Origin of the sequence: Streptomyces sp. NBC_01471 (genome assembly GCF_041438865.1) — a bacterium.
Classification (GTDB): domain Bacteria; phylum Actinomycetota; class Actinomycetes; order Streptomycetales; family Streptomycetaceae; genus Streptomyces.
The window spans coordinates 5,921,715-5,940,841 of the sequence record NZ_CP109450.1 but is presented as its reverse complement, the minus strand read 5'-3'; the positions used below and the strand labels follow the sequence as shown (position 1 = coordinate 5,940,841).

Here is a 19,127-nt window from a genome sequence, read left to right as displayed (position 1 = left end):
AAGTGATGCGTATCTCCCGGAGCCCGATGTGCGGGTCTCCCGAGCCCGATGCGGATCCCTAGAGTTTGATGCGGGCCGCGATCGGCAGGTGGTCGCTGCCGGTCCTGGGCAGCGTCCAGGAGGAGACCGGGTCGGCGCCCCTGACCATGATCTGGTCGATGCGCGCCATCGGGAAGCGCGCGGGCCAGCTGAAGCCGAAGCCGTTGCCCGCGGCGCCCTGGGTGGAGCGCATCTGCGACGTGACGGCGCCCAGCGAACGGTCGTTCATCGTCCCGTTGAGGTCGCCGAGGAGGACCACGTCGCGCAGCGGCTCCTTCCTGATGGCCGCGCCCAGCGCGTCCGCGCTGTTGTCGCGCTGCGACGCGGTGAATCCGGCGTCGAGCTTCACCCGTACCGAGGGGAGGTGCGCGACGTAGACGGCCACCTTGCCCTTGGGGGTGGCGACCGTGGACCGCATGGCGCGGACCCAGCCGAGCCTTATGTTGACGGGCTCGGTGGCGCTCATCGGGTACTTGCTCCAGAGCCCGACCGTGCCCTCCACCGCGTGGTACGGGTAGGTGGCGGCGAGGGCGTCGGAGTACGCGGAGACCTTGCCCGCGGCCAGCTCCTCCAGGGCGACCACGTCGGCGCCCGAGGCGGCGACCTTCTTCGCGGTGCCCACCGGGTCGGGGTTGTCCGCGTTCACGTTGTGGGTGGCCACCACCAGGTCGCCGCCGGAGGCCGACTTGTCGGAGATCAGTCCGCCGAAGATGTTCAGCCAGACGATGACGGGCAGCAGCAGGACGATCAGCGCGGTGGCCGAGCGGCGCAGCAGGGCGAGCACGAGCAGCACCGGGACACCGACCAAGCCGAACCACGGCAGGAAGGTCTCGGTGAGGCTGCCGAGGTTCCCTATGTCGTTGGGGATGTGGGCGTGGAAGAGCATCGTCAGCGTGAGCAGGACGGCGAAGCACGCGAGGACGATGCCGCGGCGCCAGATGCCGCGGTCACCCCGCCAGCGCCCGCCGAACAGACGCCGGGCACCGGATTCGGAATGCCCGTACTCCGAGCTGCCGTGTTCCGTGTCCGTGAAGTGCGCCTGCGCCATACCGTTGCCCTCGCTGCCTTGCCGTGCACGCCGTCCCGCCCTTGACACTAAGCGATGGAACGGCACTTTCCGCGCCGTGGGGACACGGCCGTACTGTCACGAGGACGTGGCAGGTACCACGCAGAGTTCCGGTTGTGACGGAACACGCACATTTCAGGCGTCCTGCCCCTGGTCCCGGCGCGGTGCGAGCCCCGCCAGGAGGGCGTCCACGACCCGCGCGGCCAGGTCGTCGTCGAGCCGCGCGTCGGGGCGGAGCACGGTGCGCAGCAGCATCGGCCCCACGAAGAGGTCGTTGACCAGGTCGGGGGCCAGGTCGGAGCGGATCTCGCCCGCGGCGATCCCCCGGCGCACGATGTCCACCCCCATCAGGCGCCGGGCCTCGACGACGGTGTCGTGGTAGGCCCGCCAGAGCTCCGGATAGCTCTGCATCTGCGCGAAGACGTTGTACAGCAGCGCCGACGAGCGCTTGGCGAGGCCCCGCCGGCGCAGCGATTCGAGCATGGCGATCAGATCGTCGCGCACCGAGGTGCCCGGCAGCTCCGGGTCGATGGGCTCGATGTCCTTGAGCACGTCGATGAAGAGCTCCTCCTTGCCCTTCCAGCGGCGGTAGATGGTGGCCTTGCCGACACCCGCCGTGCGGGCGACGCGCTCGATGGACACCGCGGTGAGCGGGACGCCCTCCTCCAGCAGCTTCACCACGGCCTCGACGATCGACCGTTCGACCGCCTCCGAGCGCGGCCGGCCGCGCCGGTGCCCAGCCGGCCTGTTCTGCTGTTCCGTCGGGGGCACGCCCGCTCCGCCTCTCACCGTGCGTTCAGTCCGTACTGATTGTCGCCGACGCGGGTACGGCCTCCGCCGCCGCTTCCGCGGCGGCGCCGTCGCGACGGCCTCCCGGCCGGCCCGGCAGGAAGACCGCCACCACGACGGCGCCGAGCAGCGCGACCCCGGCCGAGCCGAGGGCCGTCACGTGCATGGCGTGCAGGAACGCGGTGTCCGCCTGGCCGGCGAGCGCCCGGCCCGCGGGGCCGAGCTTCTCCGCGATGCCCAGGGTCGCCTCGATCGACTCCCCCGCCGCCTTGCGCGCGCCGGGCGGCACCGCGCCGAGATGATCCTCGATGCCGTCCCGGTACGAGGCGGACAGCACGGACCCCAGGACGGCGACACCGAGCGCCCCGCCCACCTGGCGGAAGGTGTTGTTGATCGCGGAACCGGACCCGGCCTTCTCGCGGGGCAGGGACTGCATGATCGAGACGGTGACCGGCGGCATGATGTGGGCCATTCCCGTGCCCATGACGAAGTAGACGACCTCCATCACCCAGACGGGAGTACCGGCGCCGAAGAACGCGAAGCACCCGAGCCCGGCGGCGACCAGCACCATGCCGGCCGTGCAGACGGCGCGGGCGCCGAACCGCTCGACGACGAGCCTGGCCCGCGGCGAGAAGATCATCTGGGCCGCGGCCAGCGGAAGCAGCAGGACGCCGGACTCCAGGGCGCTGTAGCCGCGGACGCTCTGCATGTAGAACGCGGAGAAGAAGGTGACGCCCATCAGCGCGAAGAAGACCAGCGCGATGGCGGCGACGGCCGCGGAGAACGCCGGGTTCTTGAAGTAGGTGACGTCGATCGCCGGGTGGCTGCTGCGCTTCTCGTACACCACGAAGCCGACCAGCACGGCGAGGCCGCCGAGCGTGGTCAGCAGCGCGGACGGCGCGGTGAAGTCGGCCAGTTCGCCGCCGCGGATGATCCCGTACACCAGCAGCACCAGGCCGATGACGGACAGGCTCACGCCCACCGGGTCGAGGTGGCCGGGGGCGGGGTCCTTGGAGTCGGGGACCAGCAGCACCATCGCGATCAGCGCGACGACCACCACCGGGACGTTGACCAGGAACACCGAGCCCCACCAGAAGTGTTCGAGGAGCACACCGCCGGTGATCGGGCCGATGGCGATGGCCAGGCCGACGCCGCCGGCCCAGATACCGATGGCCTTGGGCTGCTCCTCGCGCTCGAAGACGTTCATCAGGACGGCGAGCGTGGCGGGCATCACGAAGGCCCCACCGAGACCCATCACGGCCCGGAACGCGACGAGTTCGGCCGGCGAGGTGGAGATGGCGGCGAGCACCGAGCCGATGCCGAAGACCGCCAGTCCGAAGAGCAGGATCTTCTTGCGGCCGAGGCGGTCGCCGAGGAGGCCCGCGGTGAAGAGCAGTCCGGCGAAGACCAGCGTGTAGGCGTTGATCGCCCATTCGAGCTGGCTCTGGGTGGCGCCGAGCCCGCTCGGCGCGGGGGCGGCGATCGTCTTGACCGCCACGTTGAGGATGGAGTTGTCGAGCACCACGATCAGCAGGCTCAGCATCAGCGCGGCCAGGATCGCCCAGCGGCGCCGGTGCACGGCTTCGGGTATGCGGGGCGCTGCGACTGGCCCCGTGGAGTTGGTCATGGCGACAGCGTAGAGCAAATCCGATACGGCACCGTCTCGTATCGTAAAGATTTTACCCGTGGGCCCCGGGCGGGCCGGGAGCCCACTTCCGCGCGGCGGCGGTGTGGTGCAACCATGGAGGCGGTCCGGGGACGCCGTCAGGGCGCCTCGAGATGACGAACAGGAGCGTTGCGATGACGCGCGCGTTGAACCCTCTGAGCTCCACCCCCTCGGCCGGTGACCCCGCAGCCGGGCAGTCCGCCTCCCCCGGCAAGCCCGCCGACAGCAGCAAGGCGCTGTACGGCGGCCGGAGCAGCAGGCGCATCACCGTCCATGACATCGGCGGCGCCAAGGAGCGCGGCGAGAAGTGGCCCATGCTCACCGCGTACGACGCGATGACCGCGTCCGTCTTCGACGAGGCGGGCATCCCGGTGATGCTCGTCGGGGACTCGATGGGCAACTGCCACCTCGGCTACGACACCACGGTCCCGGTCACCCTCGACGAGATGACGATGCTCTCCGCCGCCGTAGTACGGGGCACCTCACGTGCGCTGATCGTCGGCGACCTGCCCTTCGGCACCTACCAGGAAGGCCCGGTCCAGGCGCTGCGCAGCGCGATGCGGCTGGTCAAGGACGCGGGCGTGGGCGCGGTGAAGCTGGAGGGCGGCGAGCGCTCGCACCAGCAGATCGATCTGCTGGTGCGGTCCGGCATCCCCGTCATGGGCCACATCGGGCTGACACCGCAGTCCGTCAACTCCATGGGCTACCGGGTGCAGGGGCGCGGCGAGGAGGCCGCGCAGCAGCTGCTGCGCGACGCCAAGGCCGTACAGGACGCGGGTGCGTTCGCGGTCGTCCTCGAACTCGTACCCGCCGAGCTGGCCGCCGAGGTCACCCGCATCCTGCACATTCCGACGGTGGGCATCGGCGCCGGGCCCGAGTGCGACGCGCAGGTACTCGTCTACACCGACATGGTCGGTCTGACCGGCGGCAAGGTGCCGCGCTTCACCAAGCAGTACGCGGACCTGCGCCGGACGCTCGGCGACGCGGCGAAGGAGTTCGCGGACGAGGTCGTGGGCGGGACCTTCCCGCTGGAGCAGCACACCTTCCACTAGGGTCGCCGGCCCTTCCCAGGCCACTGCCGCACGGACCGACAGCCCGCCGACATCCCCCATCGGCGGGCTGTCGGCATTCTGTCGGTGAGCTGTCAGTGGCTGCTGGTCTGATAGTCGGCATGACGCGAATCGACAAGAACCCCGGGAACGGCGGACCCGCCGTACAGGTGCGGGGGCTGGTGAAGCACTACGGGGACACCAAGGCCCTGGACGGCGTGGACCTGGACGTCCGGGAGGGCACGGTCCTCGGTGTACTCGGGCCCAACGGCGCCGGGAAGACCACCCTCGTGCGAGTCCTCGCCACCCTGCTGCAGCCCGACTCCGGCACCGCCACCGTGGCCGGCCTCAACGTCCTGACCCAGCCCCGGCAGCTGCGCCGGGTCATCGGTCTCACCGGGCAGTACGCATCGGTCGACGAGAAGCTCTCCGGCTGGGAGAACCTCTACATGATCGGCAGGCTGCTCGACCTCCCCCGCAAGGACGCGAGGCGCCGCGCCGACGAGCTCCTGGAGCGGTTCTCGCTGACGGAGGCGGCCAAGAAGGCCGCGATGAACTACTCGGGCGGGATGCGCCGCAGGCTCGACCTGGCCGCTTCGATGATCGGCAGCCCGTCGGTGCTCTTCCTCGACGAGCCGACGACCGGTCTCGACCCCCGTACCCGCAACGAGGTCTGGGACGAGGTGCAGAGGATGGTCGCGGAGGGGGCGACCGTGCTGATCACCACCCAGTACATGGAGGAGGCCGAGCAGCTCGCCAACGAGCTGACCGTCATCGACAAGGGCAGGGTCATCGCCAACGGCAAGGTGAACGAGCTGAAGGCGAAGGTCGGCGGCCGGACCCTCCAGATCGAGCCGAGCGACCGCGCCCAGCTGCCCGCCATGGCGCGTGCCCTGGCCGAGGCCGGGCTCGACGGTGTGGCGGGGTCCCAGGCGGTGCCCGACGAGGGCCTGCTCAACGTACCGATCCTGAGCGACGGGCAACTGACCGCGGTGGTCGGCCTGCTGGCCTCGCGCGGCTTCGGCATCACCAACATCGGCACCCATCTGCCCAGCCTGGACGAGGTGTTCCTGGCCATCACCGGCCAGAAGCCCACGGCGCAGGACGGCTCCGGCGAGAAGACAGCACAGGTTCAGGAGGCCGCGGTATGAGCACGGCGACGATCGAGAAAACGGCACCCGTCGTGGCGGCCCCGGCCGCCGCCGAGGGGCGGATCGGGCTGCGGGGCAATCTCCGGCACATCGGAGCACTGGCCCGGCGCAACGCGCTGCAGATCAAGGCGGACCCGGAGTCGATGTTCGACGTCCTGCTGATGCCGATCATCTTCACCCTGCTGTTCGTGTTCGTCTTCGGCGGCGCCATCGCGGGCAAGGGCAACCAGACGCAGTACGTCGACTACGTGGTCCCCGGGCTGATGGCGATGATGGGCATGAACATCGCCATGGCCGTCGGCTCCGGGGTCAACGACGACTTCAAGAAGGGGGTGATGGACCGGTTCCGCAGTATGCCGATCGCCCGGTCGTCCGTCCTCATCGCGAAGATCGTCGTGGAGATCGGCCGGATGCTGGTCGCCATCACGATCCTGCTGACCGTGGGCTTCATCCTGGGCCTGACCATCCACACCTCGGTGCTCTCGCTCTTCGCCGCGATCGGCCTCTCGCTGGCGTTCGGCGCCTCACTGATGTGGATCTTCATCCTGCTCGGACTCACCATGAAGACGGTCCAGGCCGTCCAGGGGATGGCCATGCTGGTCCTGATGCCGCTCCAGTTCGGATCGTCGATCTTCGCCCCGCCCGCCACGATGCCCGGCTGGCTCCAGGCGTTCACCGACTACAACCCGCTCTCCAACCTCGCGGACGCGGCGCGGAACCTGATGAACGGCGGCCCGGTCGCCCACTCCGTGCTGATGACGCTCGGCTGGTCGGTGGCGATCACCGCGGTCACCGCGCCGCTGGCGATCCGGAAGTTCCGCAAGAAGACCTGACCCGGCCGCCGGGCCCGGTGGACCCGGCGGTCCCGTTCAGCGTTCGCGTCGCTCCACCAGGGCGGTGGCCTCCTCCGGGGTGAGGCTGCCGCCCTCGGCGTACGCCCTGTCGTAGTCGGCGTCCCCCAGGACGGCGCGGGCGGCCGACTCGGCCTTCTCCCGGTTGGTGCGCTCCGTGGCCGCGTTGAAGTGGCCCGGCGGCAGCTGCCCGTCGGACGCGGCCAGCAGTCTCACCGCGTCCCGGGCATCAGCCGGCACGCCGGGACCCGCCAGCGCCCAGGCGTACGTCACCAGATGGGTGGCGGGCATCTGCGGGGCCACCATCAACGACAGCGGGTCCTGGGTCCTGAGCAGCGCCTGCCGCGCCTTCGCGCGGGCTTCGGCGTACAGGCCCTCCTCGTTGTCCAGCCAGGCCACCAGGCCGAGCAGGATGCCCTGGAATATGGCCAGTGGGCCCAGCTCGAACTTCTCCTGCAACGGGGTGAGTTCGGCTCGCGCCTCGGGCAGCCGGCCACTGCGGCCCAGCCACGTGGCGAGGAGTATCCGGGCCATCGGCCAGACCTCGTGCCCGATGTCGGGCCCCTTCTCCTCCTCCAGGATCTCCCGCAGGATCGCCTCGCCCTCGTCGCCCCGGCCCGCTTCGAGCAGCACCCCGGCGTATCTGGCCCGCAACACCGCGACCTGGTTCCGCGCGCCGAGCCGCTCGGCGTAGCCGAACGCCATCCGGTAGTCCTCACCGGCGAGCAGGCAGTCGCCGCGCCGCTCGCGCGCCTCACCCCGCGCCGAGAGGGCCTCGGCGGCGCCCCAGGCGTCGCCGAGCCGGATGAAGATCTCCAGGGCCTCCTCGGCGTCGCCCGCCGCGTCGCCCGCCCAGTCGCTGCGGTTGGCGAGGACGTTGGCCCGCATCTGCAGGGCGGAGGCCAGCTCCCATGCGTAGCCGAAGTCCCGGCAGGACCGAACCGTCTCGTCGAGCACCTCCCGCAGCCGGTCGGGGGAACCGGTGAGCATGATCGCGAAGAACCAGAGCGAGGCAGGCGACCGGCAGGTCTGCGGCAGCCCGGGGCCGTAGGCCTCCACGACCCGGCTGAGGCGCTGCTTGCTCTCCGGTGTGGTCCAGTCGTCGAAGTCGTGGTCGGCGGAGGACAGATGGATCAGCCGCACCCCGCGCCGCGCCTCTTCGAGCAGTTCGGGGCTCATCGGCGGCGGGGCGTCCGTGCACCGCGCGTGGAGCGGAGGGGCCTTCGCCACCGGCGGCTCGAACGGGTCGGGGCCGAGACCCGCGGCAGCGGCTGCCCAGTGTCTGGAGTCGCTGCGCAGATCGCGCATCTGCCAGAACCAGGCGAGGGAGTGCACCAGGATCAGCGCCTCCTGCTCGTCGCCCGCGGCGACGGCCCGGCGCAGCGCGGTACGCACGTTCTCGTACTCGCGCACAAGCAGGTCGATCGCGGCGAGCTGCCCGTGTCCGCGCAGCTCGGGGTCGGCCAGCCGGGCCAGCTCCCGGTAGTGCACCAGGTGGCGGTGTTCCGCGTCGGGGCGGTCCCCCGCCTCGTCCAGCCGCTCGGCCGCGTACTCGCCGACGGTTTCGAGGAGCCGGTAGCGCATCTCGTCCTCGCCCGAAGGGACGGCCACCACCAGGGACTTGTCGACCAGCGAGCCCAGTACGTCCAGTGCGTCGGCGCCGCACACCGCCTCCACCGCCGTGAGCCCGCAGCCCCCGGCGAAAACGGAGAGCCTGCGCAGTACGGTGCGCTCCGGCTCGTCCAGCAGGTCCCAGGACCAGTCGACGACCGCGCGCAGCGTCTGCTGGCGCGGCAGGGTGGTCCGGGCGCCGCCGGTCAGCAGCCGGAAGCGGTTGTCCAGCCGGTCAGCGATCTGGCGCGGGGAGAGCATCCGCAGCCGGGCCGCCGCGAGTTCGATGGCGAGCGGGAGCCCGTCGAGGCGGCGGCAGATCTCGGTGGCGGCAGCCGGGTCGTCGTCGATCCGGAAGCCGGGTCTGGCGGCGCTCCCGCGCTCGGCGAACAGCCGCAGCGCGGACGGCTGGGACAGCGGCTCCAGCGGGCGTACGACTTCGCCGGGCACCCCGAGCGGTTCCCGGCTGGTGGCCAGGATCGTCAACTCGGGGCAGCGCGCGAGGAGTTCCTCGGCGAGGGTGGCGGCGGCCCCGATGACGTGCTCGCAGTTGTCGAGCAGGAGCAGCATCCGGCGCCGGGAGCAGTGCTCGGCGAGCCGGGCGAGCGGGTCGTCCGCGTGCCGGTCGGCGGCGCGTATCTCCTCGGCGCCCGCGCCGCGCAGCACCGTCTGGCGGGCACCGAGCGCGCCGAGTACCGCTTCGGGCACGGTCTCCGGGTCGTCCACGGGGGCGAGTTCGGCCAGCCACACCCCGTCGGGCCAGGACCCGGCGGCGGCCTCGGCCGCCTCCTGCGAGAGCCGGGTCTTCCCGGCCCCGCCGGGGCCGAGCAGCGTGACGAGACGGGCCGACCCGAGGTCGCCGCGCAGGGCGTCGATGTCGCTCTCGCGTCCGACGAAGCTGGTCAGCCGGGCCCGGAGGTTGCCGGGGCCGCGCCCGCCGGAACCGGGGGCCGGGGTCTCCCGCGCGGGGGCGGAACGGCCGGCGGCGGACGGGTCCTGCCGGGCCGCATCGGGCCCACCGGGAGACAGCAACCGCGCGTGCAGCGAGCGCAGTTCGGGCCCCGGGTCCGCGCCGAGCCGCTCGACGAGACCGCGCCGCACCTCCTCGTACGCCACGAGCGCCTCCGCCGTCCGCCCCGCGTCCCGCAACGCCCGGATCCGCAGGGCCTGGAGCGGTTCGTCGATCGGATGGTCGGCGCAGAGGGCGGCCAGTTCCGGCAGCGTCGCCTCGGCCCGGCCGAGCGCGAGCGCGGCGGCGAGCGCCGTCCGGCGCGCGTCCAGCCGCCGGGCCTCCCAGCGGGCCGCCACGGCCTCGCGGTCGGGGAGATCCGCGAGCACCATCCCCCGCCACAGCGCCAGCGCGTCCTCCAGGAGACCGGCCGCCTTGGCCGGGTCACCCTCGCCCAGGGCCCGTGCACCCTCCCCCGCGAGCCGCTCGAACCGGTACAGATCGACATCGTCCGGATCGGCGCACAGCCGGTACCCGCCGTCCACCGAGATGACGGCCGCATGCCCGAGCGCCCGCCGCAGCCGGGCCACCAGCGCCTGGAGCGCACCCGTGGCATCGGCGGGCGGTTCGCCGTCCCACACCTCGCCGACCAGCACGGCCGCCGGGACGGTCCGCCCGACGCGCAGCGCCAGTACGGTGAGGAGAGCACGCAGCCGCGCCCCGCCGAGGGCGACGGCCGTGCCGTCGGGGCGGAGCGCCTGCGTCGTGGAGAGGATCCGGTAGCGCACCGGCCCATTGTCCGTCACCCCGCGCACCTCAGCCGCCCGGTCTCGCCGGCCCGACCGGCGGCACACCGGCCGCACACCGCTCGTGACCCGGCCCGCCGGCCCCGTCCGGTCCGTCCGCCTCGCCGCTGAGCCATACCGTCATTCCCCCACCCTGCCCGGTACCCACGCCCGGACGCGAGACGTTTACCGCGTGTCACCTGTACGGTCGGGTCTCTTGAGACCCGGCCCCCCACCCATCAGGAGCTCAGTCCATGACCACCGCCTCAACCCGCCGCAGCGAACGGCGGATCAGTCCGGTCTTCCTGGGGATCGTCGCCGTCATGGCGGTCACCGGCTGGGCGGTGTGGGCGGACTTCGCGAAGATCCCCGGCTTCTCGGTCTTCCTGTTCGTGACGTCGGCCTGGGTGGTGTCGCTCTGCCTGCACGAATACGCGCACGCCCGCAGCGCCCTGCACAGCGGCGACATCTCGGTCGGCTCGAAGGGCTATCTCACCCTGAACCCGATGCGGTACACGCACGCGATGCTGTCCATCGTGCTGCCCCTGGTCTTCCTGGTGCTGGGCGGTATCGGCCTGCCGGGCGGCGCGGTCTTCATCGAGCGGGGCCGGATCAGGGGCCGCTGGCGGCACAGTCTGATCTCCGCGGCAGGACCGGTGACGAACGTGTTGTTCGCGTTCGTCTGCACGGCGCCGTTCTGGCTGCACGCGCTGGACGGCGTACCACCGCTGTTCCGCTACGCGCTGGGATTCCTCGCGCTGCTCCAGTTCACGGCGGCGATCCTGAACTTCCTGCCGGTGCCGGGTCTCGACGGGTACGGCGTGGTCGAGCCCTGGCTGCCGTACAGCATCCGCCGCCAGGTCGAGCCGTTCGGGCAGGTGGGGATGTTGGCGGTCTTCGCGCTGCTGTGGATCCCGTCGGTCAACCACGCGTTCTTCGACCTGATCGACACGATCCTGCGCGGCGTCGGGGTCAGCAGTCAGGACAGGTACTGCGGGCAGAACTTCTACCGCTTCTGGTACGGCAGGCCCGACGGGTTCTTCTGCCCGGCCGGGTAGCGGCCGGGCAGCGGAGGCGGCCGGACCCGGTACGTCCGGTCAGCGGGTGGCGGTTCCGGTCAGCGGGTGGCGGGGGCGCCCGCCGACTTCGCGGCGCGGCTCTTGCGCAGGTAGAACCAGGCCATGTTCGAGGACAGGCCCGCCAGCAGGATCCAGACGATCCCGATGAAGCTGCCCTGGACGAAGGAGACCACGGCCGCTGCCACGGCGAGGGCGCAGACGACGAGGGCGTACAGAGCGAGGCGGGGCATGGGGGCGGCTCCTGTCCGGGGGCAAAGTCTTTTCGCCCCCCAGTGTCCCCCATGCCCCGGTCGCACTCACACGTCGGTGACGCGCAGCCCCGCGTGCGCCTTGTAGCGGCGGTTGACCGAGATCAGGTTGGCGACCAGCGACTCGACCTGATGGGCGTTGCGCAGCCGGCCGGCGAAGACCCCGCGCATCCCGGCGATCCGCCCGGCGAGCGCCTGCACGGTCTCGACGTCGGCGCGCTCCTCTCCCAGCACCATCACATCGGTGTCGATCTCCTCGACCTCCGGGTCCTGGAGCAGTACGGCCGACAGATGGTGGAAGGCGGCGGTCACCCGGGATCCCGGCAGCAGGGCGGCGGCCTGCTCGGCGGCGCTGCCCTCCTCGGGCTTCAGGGCGTACGCGCCCTTCTTGTCGAAGCCGAGCGGGTTGACGCAGTCGACCACGAGCTTGCCGGTCAGCTCCTCGCGCAGCGACTCCAGGGTCTTGGCGTGCCCGTCCCAGGGCACGGCCACGATCACCACGTCGCTGCGGCGGGCACACTCGGCGTTGTCCAGGCCCTCGACGCCGTGCCCGAGCTCTCCGGCCGCGGCCTGTGCCCGCTCGGCGGCGCGCGAGCCGATGATCACTTTCTGGCCCGCCCTGGCCAGCCGGTAGGCGAGCCCGCGCCCCTGGTCGCCGGTCCCGCCGAGGACGCCGACGACCAGGTCCGAGACGTCGGGGAGGTCCCAGGGGTCCCGGGCGGCCGGCTGCTGTGCACTGTCGGTGGAAGTCATGGCCCGACCCTACTTGCTGGTACCCGTTACCCGTACGGATGAGGACCGGCCCAACGGGCCGTGCCGGACTGTGCGGTGCGGCATGATGCCCGCCCATGGATGCCGTACGGGTCGCACTGCTCCGGGAAGTACTCGCCGGGACCGAGTGGCCGCGCGCCGCCCGCCGGTTCGCCACCGCGCTGCGCTCGTCCGTGGTGCCGCACGGCGGAGGGCTGCTCCTGGTGGGGACCGAGAGGTACGAGCCGTGGCATCTGGCGGCCCATCTCGTGGACGAGGCCGCCTGGTCGGGGCTGCCCGAGCTGGCGCCCACGCTGGTACGCCACCGGGTCGGGGGCGGTGAGCCCGCGCATCTGTCCGTGGGGCTCGGGCGGATCGAGGCTGCGGGGCGGGGCGAGACGCTGCTCGTCGTCGCGCCGGGGCTGCCCGGCGAGGGGCTTCTTGAGCGCGTGCACGGGGCGCGGCGGGCGGGAGCCACCGTGCTGAGCCTGGACGGCGGGGATCCGGAGGTGCACGGTCTCGCGCACGAGACGCTGACCGTGACAGAAGGCGACGAGGTGGACCTCGACACCGTGCAGCACCTGGTCAGCGCGGCCGCCGGGGAGAACAGCCTCCCCGCGCAGCGCGGGAAACCGCGCTTCCGCGACCGTCTTTCGCGCCTCGCCGACCAGCTGACCGCGCCCCCGCCGAGCCGCTGGTAATCCAGTTGCGGCCGGGACACGGAGCGACCGACCATGACCTCTTGTGGCTCCTCGCACGCGGCTCGGCGCGATCCTCCCCGACCTCACCCCCTGGCGCTCGTCCCGGGAGTTCCGGCTGCTCTGGGTCCAGGGCCTGATCGCCTTCTTCGGCAGTTCGATGGCGCTGATCGCGCTCCCGCTCCAGATCAAGGACCTCACCGGATCCCCGGCCGCCGTGGGCGCGATGGGGGCGGTCGAGCTGGTGCCGCTGGTCGTCTTCGGCCTGTACGGCGGCGCGCTCGCCGACGCGGCCGACCGGCGCAAGGTCATCCTGGCCACGGAGGCGGGGCTCGGGCTGCTGGCCGTACTGCTGCTGGTGAACGCGCTGATCTCCACACCGATGCTCTGGCCGCTGTACGTCGTGGCGGCCGGGGTGTCGGCCCTCGCCGGGCTGCAACGGCCCGCGCTCGACTCGCTGCTGGCGCGGATCGTGCCGCACGACCAGCTCACCGCGGCCGCCGCGCTGAACGCGCTGCGCTGGCAGACCGGTGCCATCGCCGGCCCGGCGCTGGCGGGCGTGGTGGTGGCGTACGCCGGGTACCCCACCGCGTACGGCGTCACGGTGCTGGGTTTCACCGTCTCGGTCGCCATGTGCACACGGCTGTCGCCCGCGCCGCCCTCCCACGGAGCGGAGCGGCCCTCGCTGCGCGGGATCGTGCAGGGCGCACGGTACGCGTGGAGCCGCCCGGTGCTGCTGGGGACGTACGCGATCGACCTGGCCGCGATGTTCTTCGCCTATCCGAACACGGTCTTCCCCTTCCTCGCCGACGATCTGCACGCCACCTGGGCCCTGGGCCTGATGTATGCGGCGGGGTCGGTGGGGTCCGTGCTGCTCAGCCTGACCAGCGGCTGGACGTCGCGGGTCAGACGGCACGGGCTCTTCGTGGTCTTCGGGGCGGCGGGCTGGGGCCTGGCGATCACGGCGGCCGGCTGGTTCGCCAACGTCTGGCTGGTGCTGCTCTGCCTGGTGTTCGCGGGCGCGGGCGACATGCTCAGCGGCCTGGGCCGCTCCACCATCTGGAACCAGACCATCCCGGAGGAGCTGCGGGGACGGCTCGCGGGCATCGAGGTGCTCTCGTACAGCGTCGGGCCGCAGCTGGGCCAGGTCAGGGCGGGCACCCTGGCCGGCTGGACCGGGACGCGGACCGCGATCTGGAGCGGGGGGCTGGCGTGTGTCGCCTCGGTGGGCCTGCTCGCCGCCGTGCTGCCCAAGCTGCTGACGTACGACGCGGACACGGACGCCGACGCGCAGCTGCGCCGCTCCCGCAAGGAGGAGGCGGCGGCTGCTGCGACGGCTGTCTGATCAGAGCGCCCGGGCAGCCGGGTCGGGCCGGGCAGCCCGGTCGAGCCGGTCCCAGGCCCGTCCGGCCCGGTGCGGTGGCGCCGGGACGGTCAGTCCTCCTCGTCGGTGGGGGCGCTCTTGTCGTGCCACTTGGGGTCGGTCTCCCACTCCAGGTTGCGCTCGGCCGCCGTTTCCATGGCGTGGGTCGCCTCCTCGCGGGTGGCGTACGGGCCGAAGCGGTCCTTGGCCGGGCACTCGGGCCCCTCTTCGACCTTTCTGTGCTGGATGCAGTAGTACCACTCGCCCGGCTTCGCGGCCGCGCGCTTCTTGAACAAAGCCATGGTCGGCTCCTCTCTCATACACTCGCTGGCATGTCTGGCCAGTCACTTCTCGTACCAGGGGAGCTCTCTCCCACCCGTTCCGTACCCGGAAACATCCGGCGTCCCGAGTACGTGGGCAAGCCCGCGCCGACGCCGTACACCGGTCCGGACGTCCAGGACGCCGACACCGTCGAGCGTATGCGCGTCGCGGGCCGTATCGCCGCACAGGCGATGGCGGAGGCCGCCAAGCACATCGTGCCCGGTGTGACGACGGACGAACTCGACCGGGTCGCCCATGACTTCATGTGCGACCACGGGGCCTACCCGTCGACCCTCGGCTACCGCGGGTTCAAGAAGTCCCTCTGCACCTCCGTCAACGAGGTCATCTGCCACGGGATCCCGGACTCCACCGTGCTCCGGGACGGCGACATCGTGAACCTCGACGTCACCGCCTACATCAACGGTGTGCACGGGGACAACAACGCCACCTACCTCTGCGGGGACGTCGACGAGGAGTCCCGGCTCCTGGTGGAGCGGACCCGGGAGTCGCTCGACCGGGCCATCAAGGCCGTGCGGCCGGGCCGCCAGATCAACATCATCGGGCGGGTCATCGAGTCGTACGCCAAGCGCTTCGGCTACGGCGTCGTGAAGGACTTCACCGGGCACGGCATCAGCACGTCGTTCCACTCCGGCCTGATCGTCCCGCACTACGACAGCCCGTACGCGACGGAGCTGATCCGGCCCGGCATGACGTTCACGATCGAGCCGATGCTCACCCTCGGTTCGTACGAGTACGACATGTGGGAGGACGGCTGGACCGTGGTGACCAAGGACCGCAGGCGGACCGCGCAGTTCGAGCACACGCTCGTGGTGACGGAGACCGGGGCGGAGATCCTGACGCTGCCCTGAGGCGGATTGGCCGGGGACGGGAACGGGTACAGGCGTTACCGACAGAACGTCGGGAAACCGTTGACTTAGGTAAGCCTAAGCATAGAAGATCGAGTCAGGTTCCCGTCCCCCTCGGCCCCGGAGGTCCGCCATGGACGCCTTCTCGACGCTCATCCGCACCGCCTCGCACGAGCAGCACAGCACGGTCAGGTCCGTGACGTTCATGAGCGACCTGCTGGGCGGCCGGCTCGGGGTGGACGCCTACGCCCGCTACACCGAGCAACTGTGGTTCGTCTACCGGGCGCTGGAAGAGGGCGCCGAGAAACTGGCCGGGGATTCCGTGGCCGGTCCCTTCATCCGGCCCGAGCTGATGCGCACGGCCGCGCTGGAGCAGGACCTGGCGCATCTGCGCGGCCCCGGCTGGCGCGCCGGGCTGTCGCCGCTGCCCGCCACGGCGGCCTACGCGGAGCGGGTGACGCAGTGCGCGCAGAGCTGGCCCGGCGGCTATGTCGCGCACCACTACACCCGCTATCTCGGGGACCTGTCCGGCGGTCAGATCATCCGCGGCACGGCGGAGAAGACCTGGGGCTTCGCCCGCAAGGGCGACGGTGTGCGGTTCTACGTGTTCGAGGAGATCCCCAACCCGTCCGCGTACAAGCGTGGTTACGCGGAGCTGCTGGACGCGGTGGCCGCGGACGACCTGGAGAAGCGGCGCATCGTGGACGAGTGCAAGCAGGCGTTCGGGCTCAACAACCAGGTCTTCCGCGAACTGGGCCGGGAGTTCGCGCCGCTCAGCGCCTAGGGCGGACCCGGTCTAGGAACGGCCGGCAGCACGTGGCGGGGCCGGGGCGCGCGAGCCGGTGAGGAGCCGGCGGGCGGCGTCCCAGCCCGCGTACCGGGCGGACGCGACACTCTCCTCGTCGTCCCCGAGCACCCGCAGCCACGCGCCGCAGTCGTGCGGCAGCACGCTCACACCGAACGGCAGGCCCAGGCCGTCGAGCGCGGCATGCAGGGCTTCGGCCACCTCGTCCGCGGGGGACCGGCCGGTCACGACGTACAGCGAGACCAGCTGGGTGTGTCCGGCGAGCACGCCAGGGCCTGCCACCTCGTCCCGGCCGGGGCACAGCCGCACCGCGTCGAGAGCGAGCAGCCTGCCGTGCGGCCGTCGCACCTCCAGGTCGAGGCCGAGGACGTCGTACCCGGGGCGCCCTCCGGGTCCCGGCCGGCCCGCCGCCACGGTCTCGCCGATGACGACGGTGGCGGCCGGGTCCGCGGTGATCACGGTGCGCTGGTAGAGCCGGGAACCGGGGAGGGGGAGCAGCGGTTCCGGCAGGTACTCCAGATACGCGTCGGGGCCCGCCGAGACGTTGACGAGCCGGGTGGCGTAGCCCTCCTCCATCGGACGGACCTCGGTCGCCGCCCCCGTCGAGAGATGCACCTCGGTCTCGGCACCGCAGCAGACGTCGACGCGCTGGCGGTCCTCCTGGACCAGGCCGCCCGCGACGGGCGCCATCCGGACGAACGCCATCTGCGGCCGCAGCGGGTCCGGGTACTGCGGCCGGCCGATCCGCAGCGGCATCCTGCTGTACCGGCGGACCAGCTCGGTGCGTCCGCTCAGCCGCTCGAACCCCATTTCCAGCAGACCGACCCGGGTGGACGGCTCCGCGGCGGATTCACCGGAGTCCGGTGCGTGCCGGGCCACCTCGGGCGGCACCCGGCCGGGGGTGTGGTGGGCGGCGGAGAGCCGCGACTCCCCTCGCGGGCGTCCCGTCCCCGACGTCTCGGGGGCCTCGTCCGTGACAAGAGCCATGTCAGACCACCGCCCCGTGCAGGACACCCGGCAAAGAGAGTTCGGCGCGGCGGCGGACCGCACGCGACGCCCTGTCGTTCATGGTGATTCCTTCCGGTCGCTGGCGGCCGGTGGGCCGGCAGGTCGTGCGCTCCGTACCCACTCAGCCGGCGGACGCTGGTACCGGCGTACGGCCGGGGAGCCCCGACAGGGCTTCGGCCGCGGGGACGCAGCCGCCCAGGTCCGCGAGTTCACGGCGGAGGGCATCCGCCGTCGCCTCCCCGACCACCGGGGCCGCGCCGCGCAGCAGCAGCTGCGCCGCGCCGTGGTCGGCCGCCCCCGTCCGCCGGGCCGCCCCGGCGAAGGCGGCGCAGAAGGCGAACAGGTCGGCTGCTACCGCCTGTTGGCGCGGTACACCCGCACCGGCCTGGATGACCGCGGCGACCACCGCCCGGTTGCCGGGCGCCTCCCTGCGCGCGACCAGAGCGGCGTACTCCTCCACGGCCTCGCTGGGGAACACGGCCCGGCCCAGGCCGAGCATCCGCCGGCCCGTCCGGATCGAGGCCGCTCGCTGCTCCCGGCCGAGCTTGACGGCGTGGAGCCGTTCGTCGATCTCGGCCAGCTCGCCCCAGCTGCCCTCCGAAGCGGCGGCGTGGGCGAGGGCGAGGGCCGTCGCGTCGGAGGGTCCGGCACCACGGCGGAGCAGAGAGTGGAGCAGCGGGCCCAGCCCCGCCCGGTCCACCCGGTCCGGCCGGACCAGGCAGTCCCACTCGTACGTGGGGTCGCATCCGCCGCCCGGGAAACCGGGATCCATCAGCTGGAGGCTGACCAGCAGGGACGCGTGCGGGCCCGGGGCGACCGGGTCGGCGGGCGTCACCGGATGCGGGGGCAGGGCGGGCAGCACGGCACGCGGCGCACCGGGCAGGCGCCGGGCGGACCGTCGGCACGTGCGACGACCGGTGGGTCATCTCCGTACGGGTACACCGGCTGGCCGACCATGGTTGCCTCTTTCGGCAGTTCGGGCAGATCACTGAGTGGAGTCGGGCACGGCGAAGGCCGCGCTTCCGACGCTACGAGAGCCCGGCGGACCTGCCACTCCAGACGGCCCGATGGAGTGAGCGGCGCGGGACGGGCCGGCGCACCCCGTCAGGGGTGGGTACGGCGCCTGCGGGCCACGGTCACCAGTGCCGCGCCCGCCGCGGAGACGGCACCCCCGGAAGCCCGTTCTTCTTCTGGCTGCTCCGCAGGACGCGCCGCCGCACCGGGTGGATGTAGGCCCTGTCCCCTCCCCCCTGCCCACCCCGCTCCCCGACTCCGTACCCCCGAGGCGACCGTGCTCAGAGCCCTCTTCCAGAACCGTCCGGGCCGGTGAACTGCTCGCCCTCGTCGGCCCGAACGGCGCCGGGAAATCCACTCTGCTCGCCGCCCTGGCGGCCGGCCTTCCCGCCACGGAGGGTGCGGTACGGGTCGACGGGCGCCCCGCGGCGTCCTGGCCGGCCGCCGAACTCGCCCTGCGCCGCGCCGTACTCCCCCCGTCCGCCGATCTCTCCTTCCCCTTTCCGGTCGAGGAGGTCGTCCGGATGGGCCGCGCCCCCTGGGCGGGAACGGAACGCGCGGACGACGACGACCAGGCCGTCACCGACGCGATGGCCGCCACCGAGGTCGGCGGTTTCGCCGTCCGCCCCTTCCCCTCGCTCTCCGGGGGCGAACGCGCCCGGGTCGCCCTGGCCCGGGTCCTCGCCCAGCGGGCCCCGCTGCTGCTGCTCGACGAGCCGACCGCCGCACTCGACCTGCGCCACCAGGAACTGGTGCTGCGGATCTGCCGGGAGCGGGCCGCCGCCGGGTGCGCGGTCGTCGTGGTGTTGCACGACCTCGGGCTGGCCGCCGCGTACGCCGACCGGGCCGCCGTACTGCACGAGGGACGGATCGCCGCCGACGGCCCGCCGTCCCGGGTGTTCACCGCGGAGCTGCTGAGCCGGGTGTGCCGGCAGCCGGTCGAGGTACTGCCACATCCCGGTACCGGAGCGCCGCTCGTCATCCCGGAACGGCCGCCTTCAGGAGCGGCTTGACCATGA

18 protein-coding genes are annotated in these 19,127 nt (G+C 72.3%); 9 read left to right on the top strand and 9 right to left on the bottom strand.

From position 1 onward, the window contains the following. Positions 1–58: 58 nt before the first annotated feature. The 3 genes from OG285_RS26600 to OG285_RS26590 form a co-directional block, all read right to left on the bottom strand. Positions 59–1,087 (bottom strand): endonuclease/exonuclease/phosphatase family protein, encoded by a 1,029-nt coding sequence (locus tag OG285_RS26600; protein ID WP_356825209.1) that lies wholly within the window; start codon positions 1,085–1,087, stop codon positions 59–61. Positions 1,088–1,240: 153 nt separating this feature from the next. Further along, a complete protein-coding gene (locus OG285_RS26595; RefSeq protein ID WP_356825211.1) occupies positions 1,241–1,876 on the bottom strand; it encodes a TetR/AcrR family transcriptional regulator in 636 nt (211 codons plus the stop codon). 25 nt (positions 1,877–1,901) lie between these two features. Then, entirely contained in the window at positions 1,902–3,521 is a 1,620-nt protein-coding gene (locus OG285_RS26590; protein WP_371792442.1) for an MFS transporter, read from the bottom strand. Between the two features lie 173 nt (positions 3,522–3,694). Here OG285_RS26590 and panB point away from each other — a divergent pair, with 173 nt between their 5' ends. From panB to OG285_RS26575, 3 genes are all read left to right on the top strand, one after another. Continuing rightward, a complete protein-coding gene (gene panB, locus OG285_RS26585) occupies positions 3,695–4,612 on the top strand; it encodes a 3-methyl-2-oxobutanoate hydroxymethyltransferase (RefSeq protein WP_356825215.1) in 918 nt (305 codons plus the stop codon). A gap of 119 nt (positions 4,613–4,731) precedes the next feature. Next, the gene (locus tag OG285_RS26580) at positions 4,732–5,760 is read left to right on the top strand and encodes an ATP-binding cassette domain-containing protein (RefSeq protein ID WP_371792441.1); all 1,029 of its coding nucleotides are present in this window, start codon (positions 4,732–4,734) and stop codon (positions 5,758–5,760) included. Then, complete coding sequence (locus tag OG285_RS26575; RefSeq protein WP_356825219.1) at positions 5,757–6,593, top strand: ABC transporter permease; 837 nt, start codon at positions 5,757–5,759, stop codon at positions 6,591–6,593. Before OG285_RS26580 ends, OG285_RS26575 begins: the two co-directional genes overlap by 4 nt. 36 nt (positions 6,594–6,629) lie before the next feature. Here the strand turns inward: OG285_RS26575 and OG285_RS26570 are convergent, their stop codons facing one another. After that, complete coding sequence (locus OG285_RS26570) at positions 6,630–9,959, bottom strand: BTAD domain-containing putative transcriptional regulator (protein WP_371793627.1); 3,330 nt, start codon at positions 9,957–9,959, stop codon at positions 6,630–6,632. A gap of 251 nt (positions 9,960–10,210) precedes the next feature. On the opposite strand from OG285_RS26570, the gene OG285_RS26565 reads away from it, so the two are divergent. Further along, positions 10,211–11,014 (top strand): site-2 protease family protein, encoded by an 804-nt coding sequence (locus tag OG285_RS26565; protein WP_371792440.1) that lies wholly within the window; start codon positions 10,211–10,213, stop codon positions 11,012–11,014. A 59-nt stretch (positions 11,015–11,073) separates the two neighbouring features. On the opposite strand, the gene OG285_RS26560 is transcribed toward OG285_RS26565, so the two are convergent. Both OG285_RS26560 and npdG read right to left on the bottom strand, forming a co-directional pair. Next, positions 11,074–11,265 (bottom strand): hypothetical protein, encoded by a 192-nt coding sequence (locus OG285_RS26560; RefSeq protein WP_356825223.1) that lies wholly within the window; start codon positions 11,263–11,265, stop codon positions 11,074–11,076. A gap of 66 nt (positions 11,266–11,331) precedes the next feature. Next, positions 11,332–12,036: an NADPH-dependent F420 reductase gene (gene npdG, locus OG285_RS26555; protein WP_356825225.1), complete on the bottom strand. Its 705-nt coding sequence runs from the start codon at positions 12,034–12,036 to the stop codon at positions 11,332–11,334. Between the two features lie 95 nt (positions 12,037–12,131). Between npdG and OG285_RS26550 the strand changes: the two genes are divergently transcribed. Both OG285_RS26550 and OG285_RS26545 read left to right on the top strand, forming a co-directional pair. Continuing rightward, positions 12,132–12,734, top strand: a complete 603-nt coding sequence (locus OG285_RS26550) for a hypothetical protein (protein ID WP_356825237.1) — start codon at positions 12,132–12,134, stop codon at positions 12,732–12,734. Between the two features lie 43 nt (positions 12,735–12,777). After that, positions 12,778–14,076 (top strand): MFS transporter, encoded by a 1,299-nt coding sequence (locus OG285_RS26545; RefSeq protein WP_371792439.1) that lies wholly within the window; start codon positions 12,778–12,780, stop codon positions 14,074–14,076. A gap of 89 nt (positions 14,077–14,165) precedes the next feature. On the opposite strand, the gene OG285_RS26540 is transcribed toward OG285_RS26545, so the two are convergent. After that, positions 14,166–14,396 (bottom strand): hypothetical protein, encoded by a 231-nt coding sequence (locus tag OG285_RS26540; RefSeq protein WP_356825241.1) that lies wholly within the window; start codon positions 14,394–14,396, stop codon positions 14,166–14,168. 30 nt (positions 14,397–14,426) lie between these two features. Here OG285_RS26540 and map point away from each other — a divergent pair, with 30 nt between their 5' ends. Both map and OG285_RS26530 read left to right on the top strand, forming a co-directional pair. Continuing rightward, positions 14,427–15,284, top strand: coding sequence for a type I methionyl aminopeptidase (gene map / locus OG285_RS26535; RefSeq protein ID WP_356825243.1), 858 nt, complete (start codon positions 14,427–14,429; stop codon positions 15,282–15,284). Between the two features lie 130 nt (positions 15,285–15,414). Next, a complete protein-coding gene (locus OG285_RS26530) occupies positions 15,415–16,065 on the top strand; it encodes a biliverdin-producing heme oxygenase (RefSeq protein ID WP_356825245.1) in 651 nt (216 codons plus the stop codon). A 12-nt stretch (positions 16,066–16,077) separates the two neighbouring features. On the opposite strand, the gene OG285_RS26525 is transcribed toward OG285_RS26530, so the two are convergent. After that, positions 16,078–17,073, bottom strand: coding sequence for an urease accessory protein UreD (locus tag OG285_RS26525; RefSeq protein WP_371792438.1), 996 nt, complete (start codon positions 17,071–17,073; stop codon positions 16,078–16,080). Positions 17,074–17,215: 142 nt separating this feature from the next. Beyond that, positions 17,216–17,956, bottom strand: coding sequence for an urease accessory UreF family protein (locus OG285_RS26520; RefSeq protein ID WP_371792437.1), 741 nt, complete (start codon positions 17,954–17,956; stop codon positions 17,216–17,218). A gap of 361 nt (positions 17,957–18,317) precedes the next feature. Here OG285_RS26520 and OG285_RS26515 point away from each other — a divergent pair, with 361 nt between their 5' ends. Next, entirely contained in the window at positions 18,318–19,121 is an 804-nt protein-coding gene (locus OG285_RS26515; RefSeq protein WP_371792436.1) for a heme ABC transporter ATP-binding protein, read from the top strand. Positions 19,122–19,127 lie beyond the last annotated feature (6 nt).